This is a genomic window from Deinococcus metallilatus (assembly GCF_004758605.1).
GTDB lineage: Bacteria > Deinococcota > Deinococci > Deinococcales > Deinococcaceae > Deinococcus > Deinococcus metallilatus.
The window spans coordinates 2,580,916-2,593,313 of record NZ_CP038512.1 but is presented as its reverse complement, the minus strand read 5'-3'; the positions used below and the strand labels follow the sequence as shown (position 1 = coordinate 2,593,313).

The following is a 12,398-nucleotide window of genomic DNA, read 5'->3' as shown; positions in this document are numbered from 1 at the left end:
GGGGGCGGATTCGGGTTAGTGACGTGCTGGACCTACTCGGCGCGGGTGTGGAAGTGGAGGAGATTCTGCGCGATGACCCGGAGCTGGAGCGCGAGGACATTTATGCCGCGCTGATCTGGGCGGCCCGCTATGTGGACCACACGCGCCAGAGTGCGTGAGCGGCTGGCGGGCAGGACAACTTCAGCCCTGCCTCAGCCCCAGCACCAGCCCCCCCGCCACCGCCCACATCATCAGCCCCACCAGCACGTCCAGCACCTGCCACGCGCGGGGCGAGCGCATCAGCGGTGCGAGCTGCCGTCCGGCGAGCGAGAGCGAGAAGAACCAGAACCAAGAGGCCAGGACTGTTCCCGCGAGAAAGGCCCGGCGTCCACTCCCGCTCAGGCCCGCGCTGGCCCCGCCGATCAGCACGACCGTATCGAGCAGGGCGTGAGGATTCAGGAAGCTGAAGGCGGCGGCGGTGGCGATCACGGCGCGGGGCCTGGATTGACTCTGACCCGCCGTGTCTAACGTGCCTGGCTTCCTGGCCGCCCGAAAGGACCGCCACCCGTACCACAGCAAAAAGGCCGCCCCGGCCAACGTCCCCAGAACAGTCAGGCCCGGGTTCCGCGCGAGGAAGGCCCCGACGCCCAGCACCCCCAGCGTGACCAGCAACGTGTCCGAGAGCGAGCAGGCCAGCGCCGCCAGCAGGGCGTGCTGCCGCGCCAGCCCCTGCCGCAGCACGAAGGCATTCTGCGGGCCGATGGCGACGATGAGCGTTAGGCCCAGCGTGAGGCCGCGCAGGAAGGGTGGCACGGGGGAGAGGATAAGCCAGAGGCCCCACTACCTCCGGTCCTCCCCGACGGCGGGGAAGAGACGGGCTGAGGATGGAGGCCTGCCTAACCCGCCCCGCCTGAACGCGCCCCTTTCGCGTCCAGACTGCCTCCATGCCCGAACTGCTGCCGCGCGCCCGGTCCTCCCAGGAGAGTGTGTTTGCCCGCATGAGCCGCCTCGCCGCGCAGCATGGCGCGATCAACCTGGGGCAGGGCTTCCCCTCCGACTCGCCCCCCGCCTTTCTGCTGGAGGCGGCGCGGCAGGCGGTGGGCACCCTGGACCAGTACGCGCCCCCGGCGGGCCTCCCCGCGCTGCGGGACGCGCTGGGGGCGGACCTGGGGGTGGACGGCGTGGACGTGGTGGTGACGACCGGTGCGACGGAGGCGATGGGCCTCCTCGCCCAGGCCCTCTACGGCCCCGGCGACGAGGTGCTGATGCTCGAACCCGTGTTCGACATCTATCTGCCCCAGGCGCGGCTGGCGGGGGCGACACCCGTCACGGTCCCGCTGCGCCTGACAGCGGAGGGCGGCTGGACGTTGGACCTGGACGAACTGCGCGCCGCCGTCACGCCCCGCACGCGGGCACTGCTGCTCAACAGCCCCCACAATCCCACCGGGCGCGTCTTCACGCGGGAGGAGCTGGAGGCCGTGGCCGCCCTGGCCCGGCAGCACGACCTGTGGCTGATCTCCGACGAGGTGTACGACGAACTGTACTTCGGGGAGCGGCCCCTGGGCCTGCGGACGCTCGCGCCCGAGCGGACCTTCACCGTCGGCAGCGCCGGGAAGCGGCTGGAGGCGACGGGCTGGCGGGTCGGGTGGGTGGCCTGCCCGCCCGGCTATGTGGGGAATCTCACGGGGCTGCGGCAGGTGGCCTCCTTCTGTGCGCCCACGCCGTTTCAAGCGGCGGTCGCGGCGGCGTTGCCCGTCGCCCGGCAGAGTGGCTTCTACGAGGGGCTGCGGGAGGGGTACGCCGCGCGGCTGGACCTGCTGGCAGGCGGCCTGCGCGACCTGGGCGCGGAGGTCTTCCGTCCCGGCGGGACCTACTTCCTGATGGCCCGCCGCCCCGGCTGGGAGGCGGGGACATTGGTGGAACGGGCGGGCGTGGCCGTGATTCCCGGTGAGGCCTTCGCCGCGCGGGAGCCAGCCCTGAAGGGCCTGTTTCGCCTCGCCTTCTGCAAATCCCAGGCGGAACTGGAGCAGGCGCTGGAACGGCTGGGCCGCTTTGTCCAGGCTGACCGGGAGGCGGAACATCGCCCGGTTTGATGGACGAGCATGAATGAACGGTCAAAGACCTGGAGAGAATTTGTCAAGGAAGTCACCTTCCTTCTGCTCTGGCCTTTGCCTATGATCCGGGCATGAAGAAGACCCTGCTCGGACTCCTGGCCCTGACGGCCGTCTCCTCCGCTGCTGCCGACTCGGTGGGTGGTCATATCGGGACCACGGCGGGTCTGCATTACCAGACGGACCTGACGGCGAATTCGGCGGTGCGGTACGGCCTGAACCTGAACGCCCTCAACCTGTTCCGGGGGGGCTCGGTCGGTCTGGGCGGCGAGGTGGCCTACCTGCGCAATGCCGGAAGCCAGAATTTTGGTGGCCTCAACCCCTACTACGGCTTTGGCCTGGGCGTGGGCGCCTCGGTCGGGTCGTACACCGGGGTTTCGGCGTATCCCCACGTCCTGGGCGGCCTGGGCTACAACGTCGCTGGCCCCGTCAGCATCTTTGTGGAAGGCAACGTCGGTCCGACCATCGCCATCTCGAACGGGGGGTCGGGGATCGGCCTGGGCGCGGGGGTGCGTCTCGGCCTGAACTACCAGATCCGCTGAGGTTCCGCCCGTCCCCCCGCCCCCGGTGCAGCAGACCGGGGGCGTTGACCTGGGCTTGACCCTCCACGCCCCGCCTGTTACCCTCTGCATAGCTATACGTCACCGGCGTATAACCATACAGGTATATGCAGACCCCGACCCCCCGACGCTGACGCCCCGGCCTTCCCCATACGGACAGGCCGGGCACGTCACGCCGGGGTGTCTGTGTGTCCCCAGGCCTCCCCTCAGAAACCGGAGAGAATGCAGCATGGCGAACGAACAACAGGGCCAGAAAGACAAGATCGTCCTCGCGTACAGCGGCGGCCTCGATACCTCCATCATCCTGAAGTGGCTCCAGACCGAGAAGGATTACGACGTGGTGGCCTTTACCGCCGACCTCGGGCAGGGCGACGAGGTGGAGGAGGCGCGCGTCAAGGCGCTGAACACCGGTGCTGTCGCCGCCTATGCGCTGGACCTGCGCGAGGAGTTCGTGCGCGACTACGTGTTCCCGATGTTCCGCTCCGCCGCGCTGTACGAGGGCTACTACCTGCTGGGCACCTCCATCGCCCGGCCCCTGATCGCCAAGAAGATGGTGGAGATTGCGGAGAAGGAAGGCGCGGTGGCCGTCTCGCACGGCGCGACTGGCAAGGGGAACGATCAGGTGCGTTTCGAGATGACGGCCTATGCGCTCAAGCCCGACATCGTGACCGTTGCCCCCTGGCGCGACTGGGACTTCCAGGGCCGCGCGGACCTCGAAGCCTTTGCCCGCGAGCACGACATCCCGGTGCCCACCACCAAGAAGGACCCCTGGTCCACCGACGCGAACATGCTGCACATCTCCTACGAGGGCGGCATCCTCGAAGACCCCTGGGCCGAGCCGCCCGCCCACATGTTCAAGCTGACCGTCAGCCCCGAGGAGGCGCCCGACCAGCCCGAATACGTGGAGGTGGAGTTCGAGAACGGCGACCCGGTGGCGATCAATGGCGAGCGCCTGACCCCCGCCGCGCTGCTGATAAAGGCGAACGAGATCGGCGGGCGGAACGGGGTGGGCCGCATTGACCTCGTCGAAAACCGCTTCGTGGGCATGAAGTCGCGCGGCGTGTACGAGACGCCCGGCGGCACGCTGCTCTACCACGCCCGCCGCGCCGTCGAGAGCCTGACCCTCGACCGCGAGGTGCTGCACCAGCGCGACGCCCTGGCCCCCAAGTACGCCGAACTGGTCTACAACGGCTTCTGGTTCGCCCCCGAACGCGAGGCCTTGCAGGTCTACATCGACCACGTGGCGCAGGCCGTCACCGGCACCGCCCGCCTGAAGCTCTACAAGGGCAACTGTATTGTCGTGGGCCGCAAGGCGCCGCGCAGCCTGTACGACAAGGACCTGGTGTCCTTCGAGGCGGGCGGCGACTACAACCAGCACGACGCCGGGGCCTTTATCAAGCTCAACGCCCTGCGGATGCGCGTGCAGGCGCGGGTGGACGCGAAGGCGGGGAAGCAGGAAGTCGAGACGGTCTGACGATGGAGCTTCCCGCCGGGTACACGATTCGCCCTGCTGCGACCGCGGACGCCGCGACCGTTGCCCGGCAACGCGGGCAGATGTTCGTGGACATGGGTGACCTGACGCTGCCGGAGGCGGCAGCGCAACAGGCGCTCTGGACTGACTGGTTGCGCGGCGCGATTCCGTCAGGTGGCTACGTCGGCTGTCTGGTGGAAACGGGTGGCGAGATCGTGGCTGGCGTCGGGATGATGTTCCAGCCGAAGATGCCGAGCGCGAAGGACCCGGCACTCCTTAAGGCGTATGTCATGAACATGTACGTGGCGCCGGAGCATCGTCGCCGGGGGCTGGCAGAGGCGTTGATGCGGGCGGTCCTTGCGGAAGCCGAAGCGCGCGGCCTGCGGAGTGTGAGCCTGCACGCGGCGCCGCTGGGCCGCCGGATTTACGAACGGCTGGGCTTCGTGGAGGCGAGCAACCCGGAAATGCGTCTCACGCTGGAGCCATCACAGTGATCCGTCCCGCCACCCCCGCCGATGCTCTCGCCTTCCACGCCGTGATGATGGCGGCGGGCATGGACCCGCGCAGCAGTTGGAGCCGCACGCGCGTGGAGGACGTGGTCTGGAGTCTGGGGCAGGGGGGCGGCTTTCTCGCCTGGCGGGACGGGGAGGCCGTGGGCTGCGTGGGCTGGCGGCCCGACGGTCCGGACACACTGACCCTCAACAAGCTCGCCACCCGCCCCGAAGTGCGCGGCCAGGGCATCGGCGCCGCACTGGTGCGGGCGGTGGAGGAGGTGGCCGCCCGTGACGGCTACGCCCGCCTGTTGCTGGCGGTCAGCCAGTACAACCTGGACGTTCTTCCCTTCTACGAGCGCCTGGGTTACCGGGTCGACCCGGCTGCCGTGTACGCCCACGCCCACCCGGGCAGTCCCCCGCCGACGGTGCTGATAAAAGAGAGCGGGAGAACACCATGAAGAGAAAAGTCCTGCCCCTGTCGGCCCTGCTGCTCCTGGCTTCCCTATCCTCTTGCGCGCCGACCCTTCAGGGACCGGCAGGAGCCTACCGGCCCAGAACACAGATCGGGGTGGGCATGCTGGCTGTTCAGCGGGTCCCGGTGTCCGCTCTGAACGAGGCCACACCCAACACGGCTTATGTCGAGTTTCCCGACTGCTTCAATGTGGTCGTCTCGGTGGAGGATGTGCGGAAGCTGGGAGTTGAACCCGCGCGGGAAGCTTGCCAGGAAACCAGCCGGAACGTCATGCGGGGGACCGGCACGCTGCTGGGCGCGCTGGCGGTGGGGGGCGCAATTCTGGGCTACTTCGTCGTCAAGCTGTTTATCACGCTGTTCTCGGGCATCACCTGAAGGAAAACGGACCGGCAACCATGACCCAATCCACATCGGACAAGAAACTCTGGGGCGGCCGCTTCGCTGAGGCCACCGACGGCCTGGTCGAACTGTTCAACGCCTCGGTCGGCTTCGACCAGCGTCTGGCGGAGCAGGACATTCGCGGCTCACTCGCGCACGTGGCGATGCTGGGGCAGGTGGGCATCCTGACCCCGGACGAGGTGGGGCAGATTCAGGAGGGCCTCCGCGCCATCCTGGCCGACATCCGCGCGGGCGAGTTCGAGTGGCGGCTGGACCGCGAGGACGTTCACATGAACGTCGAGGCCGCCCTGCGCGACCGCATCGGGCCGGTGGCGGGCAAGCTGCATACGGCCCGCTCGCGGAATGACCAGGTGGCGGTGGACTTCCGCCTGTTCACCAAGGAGGCCGCGCTGGACCTCGCGGAGAAGACGCGGGCACTGCGGGCCGTCATGGTAGGCGAGGCCGGGAAGCATCTGACCAGCGACGGCGGCGAACCCATCATCCTGCCCGGCTACACGCACCTTCAGGTCGCGCAGCCCATCCTGCTCTCGCACTGGTTTATGGCCTACGCCGCGATGCTGGAGCGCGACGAGGGCCGCTTCCGCGACGCCGCCGAACGGATGGACGAGTCGCCGCTGGGGAGTTCGGCGCTGGCGGGCACGCCCTGGCCGTTGGACCGTCACGCCACCGCCGCCGCCCTCGGCTTCGCGCGGCCCACCGCCAACAGCCTCGACGGGGTGGGGAGCCGGGACTTCGCGCTGGAGTTCCTCTCGGCCTGCGCGATCCTGGCCGCGCACCTCTCGCGCCTCTCGGAAGAACTGATTCTCTACTCGACCTTCGAGTTCGGCTTCCTCACGCTGCCCGATTCTCATACGACCGGCAGCTCGATCATGCCGCAGAAGAAAAACCCTGACGTGTCCGAACTCGCGCGTGGCAAGGCTGGGCGCGTCTTTGGCAACCTGATGGGCCTCCTGACGGTCGTGAAGGGCACGCCGCTGGCCTACAACAAGGACCTTCAGGAGGACAAGGAGGGCGTGTTCGACTCCTACGACACTCTCTCCGTCGTGCTGCGGTTGTATGCCGACATGCTGCCGAAGACGGTGTGGCACGCGGGGGCAACGAAAGCGGCGGCGGCGCGCGGCTTTTCTACCGCCACCGACCTGGCCGACTTCCTCGCCCGCTCGGGCGTCCCCTTCCGCGAGGCGCACGAGGTCGTCGGTGGACTGGTGGGCCTCGCCAGCCGGACGGGGCGGCAACTCTGGGACCTGACCGATGAGGAACTGAGGTCGGCCCATCCCCTGCTGAATGCCGGGGTCGCCCGCTCCCTCACCGTCGAGGAGAGTGTGAAAGCCCGCCAGAGTTACGGCGGCACCGCCCCGGAGCGCGTGCGCGAACAGGTTGAAGCGGCCAAGGCGGCGCTCTCGTGAAGGTGACGGTGGACCTGGACGGGGCGCTCTTGCCGAAGCGGGAGGAATGGGCGCGCTGGCTGGCGCATTCGGACGAGAATCCACTCGTGCCGGATACGGCGGGCCGCCTCAGTGGGGAGGGCTGGACGATTCAGAACGACCTCGGCGTCTACAGCCAGCGGCAACCGCGGTACGCGGAGGGTCCGCTCTACTCCGGCATCAGCATCACCGAACGCCCCTGCCAGACCGTCTTCGACCTCACGCCCGAGGAGGCCGCCGCCACCCACGCCCTGCTCGCGGAGGTGAGGGCGGTGCAGCCGGACGGGTACACGGTGGACGGGAATGTCTACCCGGCGGGCGGGCAGCCCAGGCCTGACAAATACAGCCCGCACGTTCACCTGCACGTCATCCCGCGCTGGAACACGGACGTTTCGGCGGGAGCAGGACTGCGGCACTTCCTGAAGGAGGCCGCGCGGGAGGCGGAGCGACGATGCAGGACCGCAACGTCCGCCCCACCTGATCCCGCCTGAACTCCGCCCCCTGAAGGAGGCCTCCGAGATGACCCTCACGCCCGTGCCCCTCAACACCATGCATGTCAAACTGCGCCAGGCCGCGCCCGCCGATTTTCCCCTCATCCTCGACCTGCTGACGCGCTGCGGGCTGCATACCTCCAGCGTGACGCCGCAGGGCTGCACCTACTGGATTGCCGAACTCGACGGCGTGCCCGGCGGCTGCATCGGCCTGGAGCATGGCGAGGGAGCCTCGCTGATCCGCTCGACAGCGGTGGTGCCCGAAGCGCGGGGGCAGGGCCTGGGCCGCGCCCTGGTGCAGAGCGCGCTGACGCAGGCCACACTGCGCGGTGACCGGACCGTGTACCTGTTCAGCCAGGAGGCGGGGGATTACTGGGGACGCTTCGGCTTCGTGCCCGCCAGCGCCGAGGCCATCGCCGCCGCGCTGCCCGAAGCTCCGCAGGTCCGCAGCGGCGTGTTGAAGGGCTGGATCGCGGAGGAGCAGGCCTGGAAGCGGAACCTCACTGTTCCGGGAGAGGGCGTGGGCGGTGGCTGAAGACTTTCTGACTTCCACCGGGGCCGGGTTGCGCTATGCTGCGCGCACTCAAAATCCAGCCGTGCCAGGCCCCCGCGTGGGCGGCCTGCGTGCGACCGAACCCGGAGGGCACATCCATGACCGATTCGAACGTTCAGATTCGCCTCGCTGGTCCCCAGGACAAGGACACCGTCACCCGCGTCTTCCACGACGCCGGGCTGGACACCGAGGAGGCGCTGGCCCCCGGCACGACCTACTGGGTGCTGGAACGGGGCGGGCATCCGGTGGGCGCGATTGGCCTGGAACATGGCGAGGGGGCCTCCCTGCTGCGCGGGGCGGCGATCCTGCCCGAAGCGCGGGGGCATGGCCTGGGCCGCCGCCTGGTGATGAGCGCGGTGGAATATGCCCAGGGACGCGGCGACCGGGCGATCTACATGTTCAGCAATGGCGGCGACTGGGCCAATTTCGGCTTTCAGCAGGTGCCCCTGGCCGTGGTGATGGGCGAACTGCCCGACGCCCCGCAGATTCAGGCGTACCGTGCCCGCAGCGAGCGCCCCGGTGGAACGACCTGGATGCGGCCCCTGGACCAGAAGGTCAGCCAGGCGTAGGGGGGGAGGCGGTACGCAGGCCGCGGTGCGCGGTTTGTGATCACCCTGCTTCCCGCGTCCCGCATATCGCGCAGGGGGGTACCCCATGACCCTCCTGTCGCTGGACTCCATCGCCGTCCCCGACCTGCACCCGCAGGCCCCGCTGTCCACCCGCAAGGCCCGACTCAGCGACATTGACGCCGTCCATGAGCTGATCGGCTACTGGGCGGCGCGGGGGCTGATGCTGGTGCGCTCCAAGGCGCTGCTGGCCGAAACCATCCGGGACTTCCACCTCGTGATCGCGCAGGCGCACGAGGGGAAACCGGGGGGGTTGGCGGGTGTTTGCGGGCTGCATATGCTCGCCCCCGACCTGGCGGAGGTGCGGGGCCTCGCCATTCATCCCAACATGCAGGGGCGCGGGCTGGGCAAACAGCTTGTCGAGGCCTGCGAACGCGAGGCGCGGGAGATCGACCTCCCCGCCCTCTTCGCCTGGACCTACCAGCAGGGCTTCTTCGAGAAGTGCGGCTTCGTGCGGATCGACAAGACGAACCTCCACCCGAAGGTCTGGAGCGAGTGCCAGCGTTGCGCCTTCTTTGAGAACTGCAACGAGATCGCGATGTTCAAGGTGCTGGGGTGAAGCCTCCTGGCATGTCCGGGCGAGGTGTGAAGTGGCCTGCCCGACCGTGTGACGCGGACAATCGGCGGGCATTGACCCTGCTAAGCTCTGTGGCTGAAAGCTGACGGCTGACCGCCCAAAGCTTCCGCCATGAACTGCGTCCCGTGAGGCGCGAATGGAGGTTCCTATGATTCGGAAAGAACGCGCGATCCTGGCGCTGGAAGACGGTACGGTCTACCGCGGCTACGCTTTCGGCCACCGGGGCGAGACGGTGGGGGAGGTCGTGTTCAACACCTCCATGACCGGCTATCAGGAGATCATGACCGATCCCTCGTACAACGGGCAGATCGTGACGATCACCTATCCGCACGTGGGCAACTACGGCGTGGCGATCTACGACATGGAGAGCAACAAGCCGTATGTGCGGGGGTTCATCTCGCGCGAGTTCTCCGGCGAGTACTCCAACCACCGCGCGCAGCAGTCGCTGGAAGCCTTCATGCAGCAGTACGGCGTGGTGAGCATCCAGGGCATCGACACGCGGGCGCTGGTGCGGCGCCTCCGCACGGGCGGCGTGGTGAAGGGCGTGATCGCCCACCGGTCCTACACGCACCCCGAAGACCCCTACGGCGAGTTCACGCCCGCCGAGGAACAGGTCTACGTGCAGCGGGCCCGCGACCACCAGGACATCGACGGGCACGACATGACCCGCGAGGTCACCACGCCGCTGCCCTACGCCTTCCCCACGCTGCGGCACGGCAAGCGCGTCGTGCTGATGGACTTCGGAATCAAGCACACCATCATCGAGCGGCTCTCGGAGGTGGGCATCGAACCCATCGTGGTCCCGGCGCACACGACCCCGGCGCAGATCATGGCGCTCCAGCCGCACGGCCTCTTCCTGTCGAACGGCCCCGGCGACCCCGCCCCCCTGGAGTACGCCCACAAGACCGCCTGGGAACTGATGGGCCTGCTGCCCACCTTCGGCATCTGCCTGGGGCACCAGATTCTGGGGCTGGCGGCGGGCGGCCAGACCTTCAAGATGAAGTTCGGACACCGGGGCGGCAACCAGCCGGTCAAGAACCTGCTGACCGGGAACGTGGAGATCACCTCGCAGAACCACGGCTACGCGGTGGACATCGACTCCATCCCGAACGGGGCCTTTGTCGCCACCCACGTCAACCTCAACGACGGGACGCTGGAAGGCATGGCGCACAGCCGGTATCCGGTCTTCTCGGTGCAGTACCACCCCGAGGCCAGCCCCGGTCCGCACGACAGCCGCTACCTCTTCGACCGCTTCATTGAGGAGATCGACGCTTTCGACGGCGCGAACGGCTCGCCCGTTCTGAAGGCTTCGGCGGGGCGGCTGGGCGTGTAAGCGTTCCGTCCTTTCTGGCGGGCGGCCTGTGACCGGGTGGCCCGCTCTTGCTTGAGCGTTCCTTGAGGGGACGGGGTGCCTCCAGGCTGGCCGGGGGAGACTGAGGCCACCTCATGACCGACCCTGCCCCCCTGTTCAACCCGCCCCCCGACCCAGGCACCGCGCCGCCCGTCCACCTCCCCGGCGGGTGGGACGAGGTGCTGAAAGGGGAAACGAGCCAACCCTACTTCCGCGACCTGTGGGCCTTCGTGATGCGCGAGCGGGAGGCCGGGCCGGTGTATCCCGCGTCGCAGGACATGTTCAGTGCCCTGCGCCTCACGCCCTATGACGAGGTGAAGGTGCTGATTCTGGGGCAGGACCCCTATCACGGGGCGGGGCAGGCGCACGGCCTGAGCTTCAGCGTGCGGCCCGGCGTGCGGGTGCCCCCCAGCCTCCAGAACATCTACAAGGAGCTGAAGGAGGACGTGGGCTTCAAGCCGCCCAGGCACGGCTCCCTGGTGTCCTGGGCGCGGCAGGGCGTGTTGCTCCTCAATGCCGTGCTGACCGTCCGTCAGGGCGAACCGAACAGCCACGCGGGGAAGGGCTGGGAACAGTTCACTGACGCGATCATCCGCGCCGTGAACGAGAAGCCCACGCGGGTGGTGTTCGTGCTGTGGGGCGCCTATGCCCGTAAAAAGGCCAAACTGGTCACGAATCCGCACCACGTCATCATCGAGTCGGCCCATCCCAGCCCGCTCAGCGTGGCGAAGTTCCTGGGCACGCGGCCTTTCAGCCGGATCAACGCGGCGCTGGAGGAGGCGGGCGAGACGCCGATTGACTGGCAACTCCCCGCCGAGCCGGAGGTGGCGTGATGGCGGGCCGCACCGACCTTCTGCACGACGAGTACCTGCACCGCGAGGGCAATAAACTGGGCGAGTTCCGTTACTTCTGGCCCGACGGCGAGGAGTACACCGACGAGGAAGGCCTGGCCCGCATCGCGTCGCTGGCGGTGCCGCCCGCCTACACGGACGTGTACGTCTCGCCCGACCCGGACGCGGAATTGCAGGCGTTCGGACGGGATGCCGCCGGGCGCCTCCAGTACCGCTATCACTCCGACTTCGTGCAGGCGGGGGCGCTGAAGAAGTGGCAACGGCTGGCGCGCTTCGCGGGGGCCTTGCCGACCCTCCGCACCGTGACCGCCACTGACCTGCGCCTCTCGGGCCTGCCTCGCCGCAAGGTGCTGGCGGTCATGTCCCGGCTGCTGCACGTCGCGCATTTCCGGGTGGGCAGCGATGCCTACGCCCGCGAGCACAAGACTTACGGCCTCTCCACCCTGCGGCAGCGGCACGTGAAGGTGAGCGGGCAGGACATCACCTTCAAGTTCCGGGGCAAGCACTCCATCCTTCAGGAGAAGACGGTCCGCAACCGCACACTGGCGACCAACATCGAGCGGCTGCTGGAACTGCCCGGCCCCTGGCTCTTTCAGAGCATGGACGACGAGGTCCGTACCCGCGTCCGTGCCCATGACCTGAACAGCTATCTGCGCGAGGTGATCGGCCCCTTCACCGCCAAGGATTTCCGCACCTGGGGCGGCACGCTGCTGGCCGCCGAGTTCCTGGCCGAAGCGGGCGCGCCCGAGTCGGACCGCCAGGCCCGCAAGACCATCGTGGAGTGCGTGAAGTTCGTGGCCGACGATCTGGGCAACACCCCCGCCGTCACGCGCAGCAGCTACATCTGCCCGGTGATCTTCGACCGCTATCAGGAAGGCAAGGTGCTGGACGACTATGAACCGCGCGCCAACCGGACCGAACCCGAGCTGGAGGGCCTGACCCGCGCCGAGGCCGCGCTGAAGCGGATGCTGGAGAGTGAAAAGGCGCTGCGGACGAGAAGGGGGAGGAAGAAGGAGCCGGAGGCCGCCTGAACTTCGGG

Annotated in this window: 16 protein-coding genes; 15 read left to right on the top strand and 1 reads right to left on the bottom strand. The window is 68.4% G+C overall.

What is annotated here, in order from left to right:
• Nucleotides 1–23 precede the first annotated feature (23 nt).
• On the top strand, nt 24–158 hold the full coding sequence (locus tag E5F05_RS21475; RefSeq protein ID WP_206733035.1) for a DUF433 domain-containing protein: 135 nt from the start codon (nt 24–26) through the stop codon (nt 156–158).
• Between the two features lie 22 nt (nt 159–180).
• On the opposite strand, the gene E5F05_RS18640 is transcribed toward E5F05_RS21475, so the two are convergent.
• Nucleotides 181–792, bottom strand: a complete 612-nt coding sequence (locus tag E5F05_RS18640; protein WP_129120136.1) for a LysE/ArgO family amino acid transporter — start codon at nt 790–792, stop codon at nt 181–183.
• A gap of 131 nt (nt 793–923) precedes the next feature.
• On the opposite strand from E5F05_RS18640, the gene E5F05_RS18635 reads away from it, so the two are divergent.
• From E5F05_RS18635 to E5F05_RS18570, 14 genes are all read left to right on the top strand, one after another.
• The gene (locus E5F05_RS18635) at nt 924–2,072 is read left to right on the top strand and encodes a pyridoxal phosphate-dependent aminotransferase (protein WP_129120135.1); all 1,149 of its coding nucleotides are present in this window, start codon (nt 924–926) and stop codon (nt 2,070–2,072) included.
• 92 nt (nt 2,073–2,164) lie between these two features.
• Nucleotides 2,165–2,632, top strand: a complete 468-nt coding sequence (locus E5F05_RS18630) for a hypothetical protein (protein WP_129120134.1) — start codon at nt 2,165–2,167, stop codon at nt 2,630–2,632.
• Nucleotides 2,633–2,879: 247 nt separating this feature from the next.
• Nucleotides 2,880–4,124, top strand: coding sequence for an argininosuccinate synthase (locus tag E5F05_RS18625; RefSeq protein WP_129120133.1), 1,245 nt, complete (start codon nt 2,880–2,882; stop codon nt 4,122–4,124).
• Between the two features lie 2 nt (nt 4,125–4,126).
• Complete coding sequence (locus tag E5F05_RS18620) at nt 4,127–4,615, top strand: GNAT family N-acetyltransferase (protein ID WP_129120132.1); 489 nt, start codon at nt 4,127–4,129, stop codon at nt 4,613–4,615.
• Complete coding sequence (locus tag E5F05_RS18615) at nt 4,612–5,073, top strand: GNAT family N-acetyltransferase (protein ID WP_241687227.1); 462 nt, start codon at nt 4,612–4,614, stop codon at nt 5,071–5,073. The genes E5F05_RS18620 and E5F05_RS18615 overlap by 4 nt, the downstream gene beginning before the upstream one ends.
• Nucleotides 5,070–5,462, top strand: a complete 393-nt coding sequence (locus E5F05_RS18610) for a hypothetical protein (protein ID WP_129120131.1) — start codon at nt 5,070–5,072, stop codon at nt 5,460–5,462. Before E5F05_RS18615 ends, E5F05_RS18610 begins: the two co-directional genes overlap by 4 nt.
• A 20-nt stretch (nt 5,463–5,482) precedes the next feature.
• The gene (gene argH, locus E5F05_RS18605) at nt 5,483–6,892 is read left to right on the top strand and encodes an argininosuccinate lyase (protein WP_129120130.1); all 1,410 of its coding nucleotides are present in this window, start codon (nt 5,483–5,485) and stop codon (nt 6,890–6,892) included.
• A complete protein-coding gene (locus E5F05_RS18600) occupies nt 6,889–7,401 on the top strand; it encodes an HIT family protein (protein ID WP_129120129.1) in 513 nt (170 codons plus the stop codon). Before argH ends, E5F05_RS18600 begins: the two co-directional genes overlap by 4 nt.
• A gap of 28 nt (nt 7,402–7,429) precedes the next feature.
• Nucleotides 7,430–7,936 carry a GNAT family N-acetyltransferase gene (locus tag E5F05_RS18595; protein ID WP_129120128.1) on the top strand — a complete coding sequence of 169 codons (507 nt, stop codon included), beginning with the start codon at nt 7,430–7,432 and terminating at the stop codon, nt 7,934–7,936.
• A 116-nt stretch (nt 7,937–8,052) separates the two neighbouring features.
• Nucleotides 8,053–8,523 (top strand): GNAT family N-acetyltransferase, encoded by a 471-nt coding sequence (locus E5F05_RS18590; RefSeq protein WP_129120127.1) that lies wholly within the window; start codon nt 8,053–8,055, stop codon nt 8,521–8,523.
• An 85-nt stretch (nt 8,524–8,608) separates the two neighbouring features.
• Complete coding sequence (locus tag E5F05_RS18585) at nt 8,609–9,139, top strand: N-acetyltransferase (protein WP_129120126.1); 531 nt, start codon at nt 8,609–8,611, stop codon at nt 9,137–9,139.
• A gap of 166 nt (nt 9,140–9,305) precedes the next feature.
• Entirely contained in the window at nt 9,306–10,490 is a 1,185-nt protein-coding gene (carA, locus tag E5F05_RS18580) for a glutamine-hydrolyzing carbamoyl-phosphate synthase small subunit (protein WP_129120125.1), read from the top strand.
• 113 nt (nt 10,491–10,603) lie between these two features.
• Complete coding sequence (locus E5F05_RS18575; protein ID WP_129120124.1) at nt 10,604–11,341, top strand: uracil-DNA glycosylase; 738 nt, start codon at nt 10,604–10,606, stop codon at nt 11,339–11,341.
• Complete coding sequence (locus E5F05_RS18570; protein ID WP_129120123.1) at nt 11,341–12,390, top strand: DNA topoisomerase IB; 1,050 nt, start codon at nt 11,341–11,343, stop codon at nt 12,388–12,390. The genes E5F05_RS18575 and E5F05_RS18570 overlap by 1 nt, the downstream gene beginning before the upstream one ends.
• Nucleotides 12,391–12,398: the final 8 nt, after the last annotated feature.

Coding starts and splice junctions, on each gene's coding strand:
- E5F05_RS18635 (WP_129120135.1), top strand. CDS start 924: ATGCCCGAACTGCTGCCGCGCGCCCGGTCCTCCCAGGAGAGTGTGTTT.
- E5F05_RS18630 (WP_129120134.1), top strand. CDS start 2,165: ATGAAGAAGACCCTGCTCGGACTCCTGGCCCTGACGGCCGTCTCCTCC.
- E5F05_RS18625 (WP_129120133.1), top strand. CDS start 2,880: ATGGCGAACGAACAACAGGGCCAGAAAGACAAGATCGTCCTCGCGTAC.
- E5F05_RS18620 (WP_129120132.1), top strand. CDS start 4,127: ATGGAGCTTCCCGCCGGGTACACGATTCGCCCTGCTGCGACCGCGGAC.
- E5F05_RS18610 (WP_129120131.1), top strand. CDS start 5,070: ATGAAGAGAAAAGTCCTGCCCCTGTCGGCCCTGCTGCTCCTGGCTTCC.
- argH (WP_129120130.1), top strand. CDS start 5,483: ATGACCCAATCCACATCGGACAAGAAACTCTGGGGCGGCCGCTTCGCT.
- E5F05_RS18595 (WP_129120128.1), top strand. CDS start 7,430: ATGACCCTCACGCCCGTGCCCCTCAACACCATGCATGTCAAACTGCGC.
- E5F05_RS18590 (WP_129120127.1), top strand. CDS start 8,053: ATGACCGATTCGAACGTTCAGATTCGCCTCGCTGGTCCCCAGGACAAG.
- E5F05_RS18585 (WP_129120126.1), top strand. CDS start 8,609: ATGACCCTCCTGTCGCTGGACTCCATCGCCGTCCCCGACCTGCACCCG.
- carA (WP_129120125.1), top strand. CDS start 9,306: ATGATTCGGAAAGAACGCGCGATCCTGGCGCTGGAAGACGGTACGGTC.
- E5F05_RS18575 (WP_129120124.1), top strand. CDS start 10,604: ATGACCGACCCTGCCCCCCTGTTCAACCCGCCCCCCGACCCAGGCACC.
- E5F05_RS18570 (WP_129120123.1), top strand. CDS start 11,341: ATGGCGGGCCGCACCGACCTTCTGCACGACGAGTACCTGCACCGCGAG.